Annotated in this window: 14 protein-coding genes, 1 tRNA gene and 5 pseudogenes; 6 read left to right on the forward strand and 14 right to left on the reverse strand. The window is 64.1% G+C overall.

All coding sequences use genetic code 11. The features are described from left to right. The first annotated feature begins 393 nt into the window (after positions 1–393). Together ACP694_RS02110 and ACP694_RS02115 are read left to right on the forward strand one after the other, a co-directional pair. Positions 394–1,034, forward strand: a pseudogene (locus tag ACP694_RS02110) (IS6 family transposase). 95 nt (positions 1,035–1,129) lie between these two features. After that, the gene (locus ACP694_RS02115; protein WP_426010028.1) at positions 1,130–2,065 is read left to right on the forward strand and encodes an NAD(P)/FAD-dependent oxidoreductase; all 936 of its coding nucleotides are present in this window, start codon (positions 1,130–1,132) and stop codon (positions 2,063–2,065) included. Between the two features lie 255 nt (positions 2,066–2,320). Here the strand turns inward: ACP694_RS02115 and ACP694_RS02120 are convergent. The 5 genes and pseudogenes from ACP694_RS02120 to ACP694_RS02140 form a co-directional block, all read right to left on the reverse strand. Next, a pseudogene (locus ACP694_RS02120) lies at positions 2,321–2,817 on the reverse strand (ATP-binding protein). Continuing rightward, positions 2,804–3,055, reverse strand: a pseudogene (locus ACP694_RS02125) (IS21 family transposase); the annotation flags it as partial. The pseudogenes ACP694_RS02120 and ACP694_RS02125, both read right to left, overlap by 14 nt. 299 nt (positions 3,056–3,354) lie before the next feature. Next, on the reverse strand, positions 3,355–4,587 hold the full coding sequence (locus ACP694_RS02130; protein ID WP_426010030.1) for a type II toxin-antitoxin system HipA family toxin: 1,233 nt from the start codon (positions 4,585–4,587) through the stop codon (positions 3,355–3,357). A 3-nt stretch (positions 4,588–4,590) separates the two neighbouring features. After that, a complete protein-coding gene (locus tag ACP694_RS02135; RefSeq protein WP_426010031.1) occupies positions 4,591–5,172 on the reverse strand; it encodes a helix-turn-helix domain-containing protein in 582 nt (193 codons plus the stop codon). A gap of 173 nt (positions 5,173–5,345) precedes the next feature. Next, on the reverse strand, positions 5,346–5,612 hold the full coding sequence (locus ACP694_RS02140) for an NAD-dependent epimerase/dehydratase family protein (protein ID WP_426010032.1): 267 nt from the start codon (positions 5,610–5,612) through the stop codon (positions 5,346–5,348). A 104-nt stretch (positions 5,613–5,716) separates the two neighbouring features. On the opposite strand from ACP694_RS02140, the pseudogene ACP694_RS02145 reads away from it, so the two are divergent. Further along, positions 5,717–6,682: pseudogene (locus ACP694_RS02145) on the forward strand (IS481 family transposase). Here the strand turns inward: ACP694_RS02145 and ACP694_RS02150 are convergent. From ACP694_RS02150 to ACP694_RS02170, 5 genes and pseudogenes are all read right to left on the reverse strand, one after another. Continuing rightward, a pseudogene (locus ACP694_RS02150) lies at positions 6,678–6,791 on the reverse strand (IS5/IS1182 family transposase); the annotation flags it as partial. The pseudogenes ACP694_RS02145 and ACP694_RS02150 sit on opposite strands and share 5 nt — an antisense overlap. Before the next feature lie 133 nt (positions 6,792–6,924). After that, positions 6,925–7,503 carry a DUF488 family protein gene (locus tag ACP694_RS02155; protein ID WP_426010034.1) on the reverse strand — a complete coding sequence of 193 codons (579 nt, stop codon included), beginning with the start codon at positions 7,501–7,503 and terminating at the stop codon, positions 6,925–6,927. Positions 7,504–7,572: 69 nt separating this feature from the next. Then, positions 7,573–9,225, reverse strand: a complete 1,653-nt coding sequence (locus ACP694_RS02160; RefSeq protein WP_426010035.1) for a molybdopterin-dependent oxidoreductase — start codon at positions 9,223–9,225, stop codon at positions 7,573–7,575. Continuing rightward, entirely contained in the window at positions 9,222–9,434 is a 213-nt protein-coding gene (locus tag ACP694_RS02165) for a DUF2945 domain-containing protein (RefSeq protein WP_426010036.1), read from the reverse strand. The genes ACP694_RS02160 and ACP694_RS02165 overlap by 4 nt, the downstream gene beginning before the upstream one ends. After that, the gene (locus tag ACP694_RS02170) at positions 9,427–9,813 is read right to left on the reverse strand and encodes a hypothetical protein (RefSeq protein WP_426010038.1); all 387 of its coding nucleotides are present in this window, start codon (positions 9,811–9,813) and stop codon (positions 9,427–9,429) included. Before ACP694_RS02170 ends, ACP694_RS02165 begins: the two co-directional genes overlap by 8 nt. A gap of 182 nt (positions 9,814–9,995) precedes the next feature. Between ACP694_RS02170 and ACP694_RS02175 the strand changes: the two genes are divergently transcribed. Continuing rightward, complete coding sequence (locus tag ACP694_RS02175; protein WP_426010040.1) at positions 9,996–10,718, forward strand: alternative oxidase; 723 nt, start codon at positions 9,996–9,998, stop codon at positions 10,716–10,718. Between the two features lies 1 nt (position 10,719). After that, positions 10,720–11,013: a DUF1971 domain-containing protein gene (locus ACP694_RS02180; RefSeq protein WP_426010042.1), complete on the forward strand. Its 294-nt coding sequence runs from the start codon at positions 10,720–10,722 to the stop codon at positions 11,011–11,013. Between the two features lie 308 nt (positions 11,014–11,321). Here ACP694_RS02180 and ACP694_RS02185 read toward each other — a convergent pair whose 3' ends face one another. From ACP694_RS02185 to ACP694_RS02200, 4 genes are all read right to left on the reverse strand, one after another. Then, a complete protein-coding gene (locus ACP694_RS02185) occupies positions 11,322–11,690 on the reverse strand; it encodes a DUF6538 domain-containing protein (protein WP_426010043.1) in 369 nt (122 codons plus the stop codon). 74 nt (positions 11,691–11,764) lie between these two features. Then, positions 11,765–11,841 (reverse strand) — tRNA-Arg (locus ACP694_RS02190). 60 nt (positions 11,842–11,901) lie between these two features. After that, positions 11,902–13,218 (reverse strand): NCS2 family permease, encoded by a 1,317-nt coding sequence (locus ACP694_RS02195; protein ID WP_426010045.1) that lies wholly within the window; start codon positions 13,216–13,218, stop codon positions 11,902–11,904. Then, positions 13,219–14,274: a purine nucleoside permease gene (locus ACP694_RS02200; RefSeq protein WP_426010047.1), complete on the reverse strand. Its 1,056-nt coding sequence runs from the start codon at positions 14,272–14,274 to the stop codon at positions 13,219–13,221. It lies immediately after the preceding gene. A gap of 229 nt (positions 14,275–14,503) precedes the next feature. Between ACP694_RS02200 and ACP694_RS02205 the strand changes: the two genes are divergently transcribed. Continuing rightward, positions 14,504–15,415, forward strand: coding sequence for a 5'-methylthioadenosine/S-adenosylhomocysteine nucleosidase (locus ACP694_RS02205; RefSeq protein WP_426010048.1), 912 nt, complete (start codon positions 14,504–14,506; stop codon positions 15,413–15,415). The last annotated feature ends 119 nt before the right edge of the window (positions 15,416–15,534 follow it).

The raw sequence follows: 15,534 nt of genomic DNA on the forward strand, positions 1-15,534 counted from the left end.
CGGGCGGGGGGGGGGGGGGCGGAGCGCGGCCAAATACTTTTGGCCTCACAACACCGACAGCACCCATGGTCTCGTCAACTTGGCGAGGCCCACAAATAGTAGGTAAGTGATCCTCAGCACGCGCCCTGATTGCTGCCATCATCGTCGCCGGCATCATGGGCACCTCTTATCCTTACATCGTGTTGAAGCTCGGCTTTGGCCCCAACGTCTCCATCGTCTCAGCGTTTTTCGGCTTTGTGTTGCTCAACTTCATGGGCCGAAGCGGCTCTGTCAGTTGACATGCACCGGCCAGTAAGAGGTAGGGCTTCGGCGGGCGAAAAGGTCCGTCCGAAAAAGACTTACGACCCGTTTCGCTGGTTTGATTCATCACCCGAGGTGATCCGCCGAGTGGTGATGATGTACGTGAAGTACCCCCTGTCGCTCCGCAACGTGGAGGACCTGCTCTACGAGCGCGGCATCGACATTTGCCATGAGACGGTGCGGCTTTGGTGGAACCGGTTCGGCCCGATGTTCGCCGCGGAGATCCGCCGCAAGCGGGTCCAGAACATGCGGGCGCACACTCACTGGCGTTGGCACTTGGACGAGGTCTACGTGAAGATCAACGGCGAGATGCGCTACCTCTGGCGCGCCGTCGATCACGAGGGCGAGGTGCTGGAATCCTACGTCACCACCACCCGCGACAAGGCCGCGGCTCAGGCCTCATCAAGAAGGCGATGAAGCGCCACGGCCGGCCTCAAGCCGTCGTCACGGACGGCCTGCGGTCCTACGGCGCCGCCATGAAAGTGATCGGCAACGCCGATCGCCAAGAGGTGGGCCGCTGGCTCAACAACAGGGCCGAGAACTCACACCAGCCGTTCCGACGACGAGAACGGGCGATGGAGCGATTTCGGAGGATGAAGACACTCCAGAAATTCGCCGCCGTGCTAGGCACGATCCACAACCACTTCAATCAGGAACGTCACCTCATCAGCAGAGACCTCTACCGCGAACGACGCTCAGCCGCCTTGGCTGAATGGCGGCAGGTCATGGGCTAGAGCCAGGCGCGGGTTGGGGGCATTGCGCCCTGGCGGAGACAAGTTGCCGTTGGACTGACAGCACCGGTCGCCCTATTGGCGGCGAAGGGGGACGTATGCGGATCACGATTGTGGGCGCCGGTATGGCCGGCTTGGCGTGCGCCAGGGGACTGGCCGGGCGGGGTCACGTCCTCACTATGCTGGACAAAGCCCGCGGTCCTGGTGGTCGCATGTCGACCCGCCGGGTCGCCACCAGCGCAGGCGAGGCGACATTCGATCACGGAGCCCAGTATTTCACTGTTCGAGATCCGGGTTTTCGAACCTTGGTGGACGACATGATCGCTGCGGGATGTGTTGCGCCTTGGCTAGCAGCGGGCGCGGACGCCTTGGTCGGTGTTCCTGGGATGAACGCGCCCATCCGTGAAATGGCGAAACCTTTTGACGTGCAATGGGGCGCCAAGGTGACGGCGCTGACCCCACTCGCCGAGGGCTGGCGCCTTGTCACGCAAACCGGGTCGTTCGAGGCGGATGCCGTGGTCGTGGCGCTGCCCGCCGAGCAGGCGGCAGAGCTCATTCGGCCGGCAAGGCCAGACCTGGCGGCGCTTGCCCGGGCCACGCCCACTGCGCCGTGCTGGACCGTGATGCTGGCGTTTGGGGACACCTTGCCGACGCCGGTGAACTGCCTCAGGGGGAGGGCGGCTGACGCGCTCGGCTGGGCGGCGCGCAACGGTTCCAAGCCCGGTCGGACCGGACCCGAGGCGTGGGTACTTCAGGCCAGCCCGGACTGGTCAAGGCAGCATCTCAATGCGGACGCCGACTGGGTTGCCGGTGAGTTGTCGGCGGCTCTTTCTGCGCGGCTCGAAAAGACGCTGCCGCCCCCGATCGCTTGCAGTGCGCATCTATGGCGGTATGCCCGCTCAGGCGTTGAGGGCTCCGGCGCCCTTTGGGACGCGGACCGTCGACTTGGCCTATGCGGGGACTGGTTTATCGGCGCACGGGTCGAGGCGGCGTGGATGTCGGGAACGATGCTGGCTGAGCAGATCGCCACGTAGGACGGACATCATTTCCGATAATGTTCAATGCGCTACATTATAACTTGCTGTTTTTATTGCACTTTTTGATGATATGAACTATTGGGCGTCAAACGGCGCGCAATCGGGACCCCCTATTCGGCTTCCGAGCGGCGATGCGCGTAGCTCTCAGCCAGCGCAGAGCATCGCCGCGGGGTGAGCCACTGATTGATCAGCTGCCCGGGAGGGGGTCTGGGGGGAGGTTGAACAGGTTGTGGATGAAGCGGGGCGTGCCGGTTAGGCGCGGTTTCTGAGTCGCCAGCTGTCGTTGCCGGTCTCGACGATGTCGCAGTGGTGGGTCAGGCGGTCGAGCAGCGCCGTGGTCATCTTGGCGTCGCCGAAGACGGCGGGCCACGCTCCGAAGGTCAGGTTGGTGGTGATGATCACCGAGGTGCGCTCGTAGAGCTTGCTGACCAGATGGAACAGGCGCTGCCCGCCGGACTGGGCGAACGGCAGGTAGCCCAGCTCGTCGAGCACCACGAGATCGAGGCGCGAGAGCTGGGCCGCCAGGGCGCCGGCCTTGCCGCGCCGGGCTTCGGCAGCTTGGCGGCGGTCAGGCGATAGCGGATGGAGGCGGCCTGGCGATGGTTGGTCTCGGCCTTGAGCAGGTCGGCCAGGATCTCCATGGCCGTGCGGTTGCGCTGAAGGCCTGTGGTGACGGTCTCATCGAAGGCCCCGGCCATGCCCTTCAGGCCCAATTGGGCGAAGGCTTGGATCATCTCATGCCGCTGCACGGGGACCTCGCAGCAGGTCGTAGCGGGCGCAGTCGGCGATGGGCGGATGGCGCAGGACCAGCGCCTCGCAGGTGTTGATCGGCTGGGGCGCTGGCGGCTCGCGCCGCCGGGCCAGGATGTTGAGGATGACCTCGTCGCTGGCGGCGCCGGCGTCCAGGGCCTCGCGGACGGCGTCATCGACCACATCCAGGCCATCGATCAGCACCGCCGCCAGCACGCGAACGAAGCGGCGGTCGGCCCGCTAAGGGGGTCCTTCTTCCACGCCGCTGCACAGCCGAGGCGTCGGCGGCGAGTCGACGGGCGATGAGTCCGTTCCGTAAGAAGCGATCAGACGCGCCGCCTATCAGGCTTTCAGACAGTACGGTTTCGGCGGACAGCAGCAGCCGCAGGGGTAGGTCGCGCGTCAACGCGCCTTGCAGCGCCGAGAGGCCGAAGATCGAAACGCTGGAACTGATCGCGCTGGCGTCAGCCGTCGCGGCGACGCTCTTGATCTGATCGATTGCGCGATCGGTTCCTCGGTTTGAAATGATCCGCACGCTACTCCTTTCGATCACCTGCAAGAGGGACGATCTCAAGTTGGCGGTCGATGACGCCCGCGATTTCCGAATGGAGAGGAAGATGACCGCGCTCCTTGGCCCAGGCTTCCCGAAAACGCGCTACAGTCTCGCGGGCGATACTGACGACCAGCCTTTCGGGAAGACCGGCTTTGGCCGCGAGGTAGGAGAGTTCGTCCTCGTTGAAGCCGTCCCAGCGGGCTGTGCGGCTAAACTTGAGGGCCGCTTTATCATCCGGGATGTAGGCCAAGGTGGAGACGAAGTCGTAGGCGGGCGACAAGGAGGGCGTGACGCCGTCTGCGTAGAGGAGCGACCAGTTTTTGAGGTGCATGTCGGCGTTGCCGATCAGGGCGTTGAACACCAAGCGGCGGATGAACTCGGTGATCCCCGCCTCCCCCGTCTCCAGCCACAACACCTTGGCGATCGCCCGATAGGTCGCGTGCTTGTACTTGTGGTCGGGGTACACGCCGAAGACCTGAGCGAAATCCTCCATATGGATGCGCTCGCCATCGGCTGTTCGATCGAAACGGCGGATCGCGTAGGCCGCGCCCTCCAGCCGGCCAATCCCCTCCGGTAGGCCGGCGATCTGGTCCAGATCGAGAAGCTGAATGTCGGGCACATCGATGCCCACGGACCGGGCCATGGTCATCATGGAAAATTCATTCTCGGAGACGCGGGGAAAGCGGGTCGATGGCAGTTTTACGATCCAGGAGCCGCCAACGCCGGTGGCCGGAACGGTCAAGCCTCCCTTTGCCTTTTCGAGCGCGGAGAATTTGAGCTGAACGCCGGCCAGAGAGAACCGCAGGGGGGCCTCTGTAGCCTCCCCAGGCGTGGAGAGAGCATCATCCTGCGGTTCCGGCGCCGGCTCTTCTCCATCTGGTCCGCGGGCGACGATGGCGCCGGGCAAGTCGCGCCCAAGCGCCCACAGGAGATAGAATTCCCGGACCACGTTTACCCCGGCCCTCTCGGCTAGGTAATCGCGCAGAGGTCCTTCCGGCAGAAGGTTCGAGAAGAAGGGTAAAAGCCGCGTCTGCGTGCGCTTTTGATCCCGGATCAGATCGCCCATGGCGTCCTTAAAGGACAGGCTCAGGGTTGGGCGCCCTGGGTCGTCCGCGTAGGCGTCATCGAAGGTGAAGACGCTCCTGTCGCCGCCCAGCCCGGTTATCGCGCCCACCTTGCGGTCGCCTAGAAAGATGTCGAGGATATCAGCGGCCATCGCCTAATCCTCCTCGTCGAGACTGTAGGCGGGGGTCTGCGCTGGCGTTCTGACATGGACAAGCCCGCTGCGGATCTTGGCTAGGCCATTGATGGCTGCATCGAGACCCTTCAGATCATCGCCGGCACTGTCGGCAGCGCGTCGGATGCCTGCGACAGCATCTTCCAACTGCCCCAAGGCGCCAGGCGTCTGAAACAGAGGCGCAATGGCGATCACGTCGAGGATCAGGGTGGCCAGGCGCTCAGTCGTGCTGCTCCTGGGGTGTTCGATCCGGAGGCGACGTAGCACGGGCTGAAGAGAATTTGCCAAGCCGCGCGCAGAGCGCAGATCATGGCTCGCCTCAGCCTCTCGGATCAAAGCCTTGACCGCCGGAAGGGAGGCGCGCGGCGCGAGAACAAGTTCGAGGTCCAGCAGCCGCGCGAGTTCCACCAAGGTGGAGACCTTCACGTCGACCGCCCCGCTTTCGATCCGCGAGATATGGGCCTGTGGGATACCAGCTTTCCCGCTGAGGTCCCTCTGGGACCAGCCTTTCTGCAGGCGCGCCTCGCGGAGGCTCTGGGCGAAGGCTTCTGCCTGGTAGCTCACGATGTAATCCAATGCATCATTGCGCATAAGCGATGCAGCGGAAGATATCGGTTTTTGATAGTTAGCGCAATGATGCGCTTGGCTGCATCAGATTGCGGCTTCATGCAGCAAAAGACATCGTCTCGTCAGACACTCGCCAACGCGGTCGCACACGCCTCCCCGTGTAGTAATTTTCAACGCATAGCACCTCGTCGCCGCGAGCTAGTGGTGAGATTCAGTCGCTTGGAACCCGCCCAAATCCTTCTCGGGAAAGGGATCGAGCGATTTCCAGGGGGACTCAAACGTCGCGTTCTCTCCACTAGCAACTTTTCACAGAGATGCGAGCCCAGAAATCCGGCACCTCCAGTGACCAACACCCGCCGCCCACTCGGCGTGGCGCTCGTGACACCATTTGTCCAAGATGAAGCAGGCGTATTTCCATCCGGATGCTCGGATTTCATCGTAGAGGTTCTCGCGATGGGGTTCGGTAAATCTACGCGGAGTCTAGGTGTTTGGTCCCGGGCTTTGATGGTGCAATCTTTTCCGCCGAGTGGAAGGAAGCACTATGGGCCAGATACTGCACGGAAGCGCCCGCACGACTGAGGCGGTCCGTCGAGCGATACAGCATAGTCAAGAGAGCCTGAGGGCTCTGGCCGGGCGGCACGGGATCAACCAGAAGACGGTCGCGAAGTGGAAAAGCCGGACCTCTGTGAGCGATCTCCCGACGGGCCCCAGGGAGCCAAGATCGACGGTGCTATCGGTGGAGGATGAGGCGGTCATCGTCGCCTTTCGCCGGCATACACTGCTGCCGCTGGACGATTGCCTCTATGCACTGCAACCGACGATCCCGCAGCTGACACGGTCGTCACTGCATCGCTGCCTGGCCCGTCACGGCATCTCGCGACTGCCGGAGGTCGAGGGCGACAAGCCCGCCAAGAAGCGGTTCAAGGTCTATCCGATCGGTTATCTCCACATCGATATCGCCGAGGTCCAGACCGCCGAAGGCAAGCTCTATCTCTATGTCGCCATTGATCGCACAAGCAAATTCACCGTCGTGCAACTGGTCAAGAAAACCGGGCGGACTTCGGCGTCCGCGTTCCTGGAAAGAGTGGTCGAGGCGTTCCCCTACAAGATCCACACCGTCCTGACGGACAACGGTATCCAGTTCGCCTTCCCGCCGCGCTACGCCGACGGCCCAACCGCTCGCTACATGACGCACATGTTCGACATGCGCTGCCGAGAGAACGGCATCGAGCATCGGCTTACCAAAGTGAAGCATCCCTGGACCAACGGCCAGGTCGAACGGATGCACCGGACCATCAAGGACGCTACCGTCAAGCGCTGCCACTACGACAGCCACCAGCAGCTCGAGGCTCACCTCGCCGTGTTCATCGACGCCTAAAATTATGGTCGGCGCCTTAAGAAGCTCAAGGGCCTGACCCCCTACGACTTCATCTGCAAAATGTGGACAAAAGAGCCTGCAAGATTCAAGATCAATCCGATCCATCAAAGCCCGGGACCAAACACCTAGACAGCGCCGGGAACAGCTTCTCCAGAACCGCCCATTCCTGGTCCGTTAGATCGCTTGAATACCGTAGGCCCTTTCGGGCATGCTTGCTCCGGGTGGTTTCGGTCCACATGTCGAATTCCGTTGTTGGTTCGCATCTCCAACAGAATCACAAGGGCCTGAAATCAAACAACTTCATTTCGGGTCAGCCTCTAATATTAGGCGCCGATCGCGGTTGACTGGAAATCAGCATCCACGCTTGGCGCTTAAGCCGGCTCGTCAGGGTCGGCGCGGAGCCGCTCTCGATAAAGTAGGCCTTGGGGAATCGGTTCGACACCGGACGTAAGGCCGGCCGGCTTTACGTCGTGGAGACCCAGGATGTGAAAGACGGTCGCACCGTCCGCGAGCAGGTAGTCGGCGATGATCCGCCGGTGGCATCGCCACCAGAGGACTTCCGCGCACATGATCGCGCAGGTGCGCTCGCGGCCTTGGGCGATCAATTCGGCGAGCCCTTCTTTGAAAGGCGGCGTCAGCGCGTAGTCGGCGTAGTTCCGGAAACTCTTGTTCCGCCAGAAGGTGTTCGGTGAGGTCTCGCGGCTAGCCTGGCGTCCGCGCAATCCACCCAAGGTCGCTATGTGGCGATAGCCGATCTGCCGTTCGGCGAGCGCGGCGGGAAGGGCCTCGCTGTTGAACTGGGGATTGGTGCGAGACCGCGGCATCTTACGCACATCGACGATCATGTCGGCTCCGACCGCTTGAAGGAGATCGGCGACCTCTTCGACAGACCGGGTGGAATGACCAATCGTGAAGAAGGGTCGCTGCGTATTGGGAACCGTGGCCGTCATGACGGTGCTCCAGCGCTGCGGATGCCCGTCGTCGAGTGACGCTTGGGCGCCGCAGCCTTGGGAGAGAGCTCAGCCGTAGAATTCATGGTCTTCGTTGTAGCCACCTTGCCCGGCGCCCAGGTGGGCGAAGGACTCGACGAACCCTATGGCCGCGATCCACTTGACCATCTTGTAACCAAGCTGGTTTTCACACCGCAGCCTGAGCGGCGCGCCATGGAGGATGTTGAGCGGCTCGCCGTTCATCTCGTAGGCCAGGAGGGTGAGGTCGTGACGCATGTTCGCGAGATCGTGGACGTCATAGTAGCGCCCGCCATCAGCTCCATCCGCGAGCGAATAGAAGACGACATAGCGGGCCTGAGGCAGGGGGCGGACGAGGTCGAGGATATCGCGCATGGGCACGCCGCCCCATTTGGCGACGCCAGACCAGCCCTGGATGCAGAAGTGGTCTGTGATCTGCGCCTGCTTCGCCATGGCCTGTAGGTCGGCCAACGATAGCTCTTGCGGCGCTTCGATCAGGCCGTTGACCCGCAGCCGGTAGTCGGCGAAGGCGTTCGCGGCCAGGGCGTCGTAGGCCTGCGAGTTCGGCATCGTGCCGTTTGGCCAGAAGAACGGCGATATGTCGCTCTCTTCGAATTGCGTCTTTGGGTCCATCCGCGTGGCCAAGGTCTTCAGCCAGCCGATCATGAACCTTCCGGTGCGCTGCACCAGCCGTGCGTGCCGTCTCGTGAACGGCGAGGCCAAGAGCCAGGCCGCCGTCAAGACAGCCATTGCCAGCAGGAACAGCGGCAGGCCCGCCCAAGAGTCGTTCTCGACGCCGGCGAACATGTGGTTGGTGTTCTGCCGCAGCCCGGTGATGAACACCATGACGCCGTGCATCGCGATGAAGGTCACGAACCAGGCGAACGAGAGGAAGTGTATCGACCGCATCGCCTGGCGATTGAGCAGCCTGCCGATCCAGCCCAGGGAGTTGGCGATCGCCGGGCTTTGCATCAGGCCAGTGACGATCGACACCGGCGCGGCGACGAACACGGTGACGAAATAGCTGAGCTGTTGCAGGCCGTTGTAGCGCGTCCAGCTGTGGTCCACCGGGAAGTTCAGCGAGGCGTACTGGATGGCGGTGGAGAGCGCGGCCGGAAATACCTCCCAGGTCAGCGGCACCAGCCGCCGCCATTGGTCGGTGGCGAACAGCAGCCCGTAGAACAGGACGCCGCTGATCACCCACAGCAGGTTGACCGAGAAGTGCCACCAGCGAGCCAGGCCCAAGGTATGGCGCAGACCGGGAATGCCCAGCCATGTCGGAAGCGTGACGGAGTCATCCTTGGCAGTCCAAACCCGACCCTTCGGCACGGGGCGCTGGAAACGAAACCAGTCCGTCCCCGGCGTGCAATCGCGCCGCCAGTAGAGCCGCGGATGGTCGGCCAGGATCTGCAGGCCGGCCCGGATGATGAACAGCATGAAGAACATGTTCAGGAAGTGCTGAACCTGCAGCCACCAGGGAAAGCCGGAATCCACCGGTGGCGCGGCTTGGGCGACGGCGATCAACACCATGAGCGCGGCAGTCCCGATGGGGAGCGCCCAGAGCACGCTGATCCAGCGCCGGCCGACGCGCACCCTCGGGACGATGCCGGCCTGCGGCGGCATCCAGTGATCCGCCAGCAGGCGATCGTCGGCCTGGGTAATGGCCGCCTCCAGCGGCTCCGGGGTCGTGGGCTTGTTGCTCATGTCAGCCGGCTGAGCGCTGCGCCCAGGTGCATGGCGATGTGATCGGTCTTGCTGCTCTTGATCTCGTACTGCGGGATCGCAGGGCTCGCGTGATGGGTATGGCCCTTGTAGTCGACGTCCCGAGTATGGACGCGGATGATCGTCCCGCTGACGCGGCCGGCCTCGGAGTTCCAGCTGACGCGATCACCGACATTGAATTGCTTAGCCATCGGGATCTGCCCGAGAGCTGAAATGAGCAGCTCGCTGGACGAGGTCGATCATGTGGGCGGCGGCGTGGATCGTTAGGGGGTGATGTGTGAAACCTGGCCTCGGCGAGATGTAGGCTGCCATATCGCGGACAACCTCCGCCTGCCTGTCAGAGCCTTCGGCCAGCAAGGCGATCATCAGGTTCTCAAGCGCGATCACGCGAACCCGAAGCTGCACCAGTTCGGTGTTGGTTATTTGAGGCTCGCGGTCGGGGCCCGCTTCCTCCGCGGGTGAGCCTTCTTGTGGTCCCTGGCGGCTCGCGCCGCCTTCGTTATCCCACCTCGAGAGCGCCTTCTCGCGTAGCCTCGCGCGGTCTGAGGCGCCGGGAATTTCATCAGCCATGAAGACCCCATTCTGAACGCCGGCAGGTGGGGTTCCCGAGCGACGCCGGAACTCCCCAGCTTACGGAACAGGCGGCCCTGACACACGTTCCCAACCCAGGGCGTCGGGAAGCTGGCCTGCATTGTTTTTTCTGTCAGCCGCGCAGTGCTCCCGCTGCGGCCCAAGCCCAAAAGGGGTACATCGTGGTCAACAAGATTCTCGCACCCGACCCACGAGCCCTGGCCGAGGAGGCGGTCGCGGAGCCCGTGGTTCATCACAAGCCGGTCGGCTTTTCGGATCGGTTCGCCCTGGGTTTCACCAAGCTGCTGCGCTTCGCCGCCGACACCTTCTTCGCCAAGCGCTACGGGCACCGCGCCATCGTGCTGGAAACGGTCGCGGCTGTCCCCGGTATGGTCGGGGCGACGATCAACCACCTGACCGCCCTGCGCCGCATGAAGGACGACGACGGCTGGATCCGCACCCTCATGGAGGAGGCTGAGAACGAGCGCATGCACCTGATGACCTTCGTGCAGATCGCCCAGCCCAACCTCTTCGAGCGCCTGGTGATCATCCTCGTCCAGTGGATCTTCTATATCGCCTTCTTCCTGCTCTACCTGGTCTCCAGCCGCACCGCCCACCGCGTCGTCGGATATTTCGAGGAAGAGGCGGTGATCAGCTACACCCTCTATCTGAAGGAGATCGACGAGGGCCGTTCGCCCAACGTCGAGGCCCCCGCCATCGCCAAGCACTATTGGAAGCTGCCCGACACCGCGACCCTACGAGATGTCGTGCTTGTCGTTCGCGCGGACGAAGCTCATCATCGTGACGTCAATCACGGGTTCGCCAGCACGCTTGCCGGCCTACCCATCGACCACGCCGCGGCGCCTTATCCGCCCCATGCCCACGACATCCGACTGACTGCGTGACATGGAACCCGCACAGGTCTCGCAGCCCTACCGCACCACGTCCGTATTTGATGAAACCAGTCTGCCGGCTGCATTGCGCCGCGATCACCGCACTAAGGTCGGCGTCTGGGGCGTGATCCGGGTCCTTGAGGGCGAGGTTGTCTTCACGATCCTCGATCCACCAGACGAGCAGCGCCTGACGCCCGAGCGGTTGGGCCTCGTCCTTCCGGAGCAACCTCACTTCGTGACGCCTGCCGGCCCGATGCGGATGCAGGTTGAGTTCTATGACCATCGGCCTGACTTGGCGGATTTGTAGAAAATTCCGGCGGTGGCGGCGAGAACAAGCGATGATTGCAGGGCGCTCCTCGGCGTCTTGACCACCGTTGGCCTTTCCCTGGGTCGCGGTTTTTTCAGCCGCCGCGATCGATTGGAAGCAAGCACGCGAGAAGCTGACACGCCGGCTAGGTGGCGCGAAGCAGGGCTACGCACGGCGGCCTTACAGCAAGGTTGCCGACTATCGACCTCAAGGTTTTCCGGCGTTCGCGAAGTGAACCTCCACCACCAAGCCGGGACTGTTGTCCGACAGCCTGAGTTCGGCGCCATGGAGCTCAGCGATCGCAGCTATCAACGCGAGGCCAAGGCCGGAACCCGGAGTGCTGCGACTGGCTCAACCCGCCCACCAGTGATCGTTTGATCGACTGGCAATCCTGACCGGACGCGGGCCAGTTCGAAGTCCCGCTCGATTGAAGCCGCGATCTGATACGAACGGCGCAGGGCGACCGTGGGGCTGTCCGTCTCTAACGAACGCCAGATTTCCCTCTTGCCGTCAATCGCCCGCAACGATCCGGGGACACGGCGCCGGTAGTAGTAACGACCGCCCCGGCATACGAAATGCGTTCGAATGTGTAGCGCGTTTGTGTAGCAGCCCCGCAAGTGTTTAGCTGAACGTTCTCGGACACTTAGGCCAGGATCGTGGTCAGGATTGTGTAGCAAGGGTGTGTAGCAAACGTCGAGAGACGGTTCCCCAGACGGTGAATCCTCAACGTTTTCAGCGATGTTTTGGAAGTTGGCGCACCCGACACGATTCGAACGTGTGACCTTTGCCTTCGGAGGGCAACGCTCTATCCAGCTGAGCTACGGGTGCTTCCGCCTTGCGGAAGCGCGGTCTTAGCGGAAAGGCCGCGCCGGCGCAAACGGGTCTTTCCTATCCCTTGGCCAGATAGACGAAGCGCAGAATGAACAGGGCCGCCAGCACCAGCAGCAGCCAGTCGGCCTTGGTGATCTTGCCGGTCAACAGGCGCAGCAAGGCGTAGCTGGTGATGCCGAAGGCCAGGCCGTTGGCGATCGAGAAGGTCAGCGGAATGGTGATCAGGGTCAGGAAGGCCGGGATCGCCACGGTCGGGTCGGCCCAGTCGATGTCGACCAGCGACCCGACCATCAGGGCGCCGACCAGGATCAAGGCCGGCGCGGTGGCGGCGGCCGGTATGGCCTGGACCAGCGGCGCGAAGAACATGGTCAGCAAAAAGAGCAGGCCCACGACCACCGCCGTCAGGCCGGTGCGGCCGCCAGCCGTGACGCCGGCGGCGCTCTCGATATAGCTGGTCACCGTGCTGGTGCCGGCCACAGCGCCGACCATGGTGGCCGCCGAGTCGGCCAACAGGATGCGGTTGAGGCGGGGGATCGAGCCGTCCGGCGCTTGCAGGCCGGCCTTCTTGGTCACCGCCACCAGGGTGCCGACATTGTCGAACAGGTCGACGAACAGGAAGACGAAGACGATCTCAAGCATGGCGAGCGCCAGGCCGCCCTTCAGGTGGAAGGCGCCGAGGATGTCGAGCTTGAAGGCCGTGGCGGTCAGGTCGGCGAGGCTGGAGGTGGCGGGGATGACCTTGGCAAGGCCCAGGACCCAGCCGGCGGCGGTGGCCAGCAGGATGCCGATCAGGATCGCGCCCTTGACCCGCCAGGCCTGCAGCACGGCGATGACCAGCAGGCCGATGATCGCCAGGGCCGCGCTGGGGGTCGTGAGGTCGCCCAGGGCCACGGTGGTGGCGGGGCTGGCGACGATGATCCCCGCCTCCTTCAGGCCGATGAAGGCGATGAACAGGCCGACCCCGGCCGCAACCGCCGAGAACAGCGGCTTGGGGATGGCCGCGACGATCATCTGCCGAACGCCCACCAGGGTCAGGATCAGGAAGGCCACGCCCGACAGGAAGACGCAGCCCAGGGCCACCTCCCACGGCACGCCCATGCCCTTGACCACGGTGTAGGTGAAATAGGCGTTCAGCCCCATGCCGGGGGCCAGGGCCAGAGGATAGTTGGCGATCAGCCCCATCAGGATCGAGCCGAAGCCGGCCGCCAGACAGGTGGCGACGGCGACGGCGGCCACCGGCATGCCGGCCTCGCCGAGGATCGTCGGATTGACCACGACGATATAGGCCATGGTCATGAAGGTGGTGAAACCGGCCAGCACCTCGGTGCGAACGTTCGTGCCGTTGACCTTCAGGCCGAAGAGCTTCTCAAGCATTCAGCGGCTCCCGGTGGGCGCGCCGACCGGGAGGGTCGTGGCGTAGGCGTTCCAGTGATGGGTCAGTTCGCGAACCACCGGACCGGCGACCTTGAAGGTGGCGGCGAAGGCGGCGGCCGCGCCGTCATGGTTGAACACCCGCGGGAAGGTCGGCTGGTCGAGGGGCGGTCGCGTATAGTTACTCGCCGTGCGCAGCACCAGCACCCGGCGCGCGTCGATCTGGCCGGCGTCGCCATAGAGGTGCAGCACGTCGAGTATGCCCTGGTCCTCGCAGTCGCTCATCGCGAAGACGCCGGCCTTGTCGGTCCAAAGCTGGACCCAGTCTCGGGCCCACTGTGTCCGGCGGTCGCCGTGCCAGAAGCGGGTGGCGCCCAGCACGTCGCCTTCGAGCACGAAGGGCGGCTTCTGGGCCAGGGGCTGGCCCGCATAGCCACTACGCAGCGCCTTGAGCTTCTCCGAATCCGGCAAGGCGACGTCCTTGCTCAGGCCATAGGCCCAGTCGACCAAGCCGGCGTCGAGTTTCCAGACCATGCCGCTGGAGCCGTTGGCGTCGCCCTTGACCTGGGGACGGTCGGTCTGCAGCGCATAGAGGCCATAGGGCCAGTCGGCGGGGATTTCGCGATCATCGACCTCGTAGATCGGGTCGGCGTCGACCACGAAATTGGCCCAGGCGGCGCTGCCGACCGAGGCGACCTGGGGATCGACCCCGGCGATGCCGCTGACGATCCAATAGGCCTTGGACAGGTCGAACTGCTTGGAGAGGATCAGGGCGGCGACGCTTTCGCGGGCTCGGCCGCGCATGTCGCTGGCGATGGCCAGCACGCCGTCGTCGGAATAGCGCGCCATGTGACGCACGCCGGGTATCTTGATCTCGTGGGTCAGCGGCCAGCCCTCGACCCAGGGCTGGAACTCGCCGGCGAAGTCGCCGGTGTCGGCCCCGACCTCGAAGGTGGTGACGATGACGACCTTGATCGGCATCGGCTTGGCGAGCGCCACGCCGCCAAGGCCGGTCGCCAGCACGAAGGTCATCAAGACCCGAAACAGAAATCGCCGCATACCGTCCTCACGCCCCAAACTGGCGGCGAAAATCATCCGCTCCGCCGCGCGATGCAATCGGAGAAATTGGCTGGCGGCAAGAGCGCGCCCGTTTGCGCGTCGTCTGGGCGACGGCGCCCGATCGGGGGCTTCCACGTTCAAGCTGACCGAGCGACACTCGCCAGGCTCGCCTCTCCCGCCGGCAAGGCGGTAAGGTGGACCGACTCACCAACGCCCCGAAAGCCTATCCATGCGCCTTGCCCTGACGCTTCTGTTCCTGACCTGCGCGCCGCTCTCGGCCCCGCTGGCCGCCCAGGCCGCCGACCTGCTGGACGCCACGCCGCGCACGGCGGTGATCAGCGCCTTCCCGCCCGAACTGATGGCCTTGGAAGCCGCGACCACCGACAAGCACGACCATGCCGCGGCCGGCACGCGCTTCGTCACCGGCACACTGGAGGGCAAGCCGGTGGTGCTGTTCCTCAGCGGGGTCAGCATGGTCAACGCAGCGATGATCACACAGCTAGGCTTGGACCATTTCAAGATCGAGCGGATCGTGTTCTCCGGCGTAGCCGGCGGGGCCGATCCCGACCTTGAGGTCGGCGACGTGGTGGCCCCCGACAGCTGGGTGCAGTCGTCGGAAATGGCCTATGCCCGCGAGGTTCCCGGCGGCTTTGCTCCGCCCCAAGGTCTGACCGCCGGGCTGCCGGCCTTCGGCATGATGTATCCGCGCCCGGTCCGCGCTCAGCGCGATCCGGGCGAGGCGCCGGAGGAGCGGCTGAACTTCCCGGCCGATCCGGCCTTGCTGAAGGTCGCCCGGCGGGTCGCCGAGCGCGTCACCCTGCAACGCTGCGCCGCCGACCAGTGCCTGACCAAGGCGCCCAAGGTGGTGGTCGGCGGGGTGGGCGGTTCAGGGCCGGTGTTCGTCGACAATGCCGCCTTCCGTCAATATGCCCACACGACGTTCGGGGCACGCGTGCTGGACATGGAAAGCGCCGCCGTCGCCCAGGTGGCCTATGTCAACAAGACGCCGTTCATCGCCTTCCGCAGCCTGTCGGACCTGGCCGGTGGCGACCCGGCCGGCAACCAGTTCCCGGTGTTTTTGAAGTTCGCTGCGGCCAACAGCGCCACCGTCGTGAGAGCGTTCGTCAAGGCGCTGCCCTAGTCCTCCTCCTTTGGGGGAGGCGATCGCGAAGCGATCGGTGGGGGGCGTTTTAGGATCGTCGATCGTGTGGAAATGGCCAGCTCCCGATCACTCCCCCCTCCGTCGGCTTCGCCGCCACC

This window comes from Caulobacter sp. DWR2-3-1b2 (assembly GCF_049896345.1).
Lineage (GTDB): Bacteria > Pseudomonadota > Alphaproteobacteria > Caulobacterales > Caulobacteraceae > Caulobacter.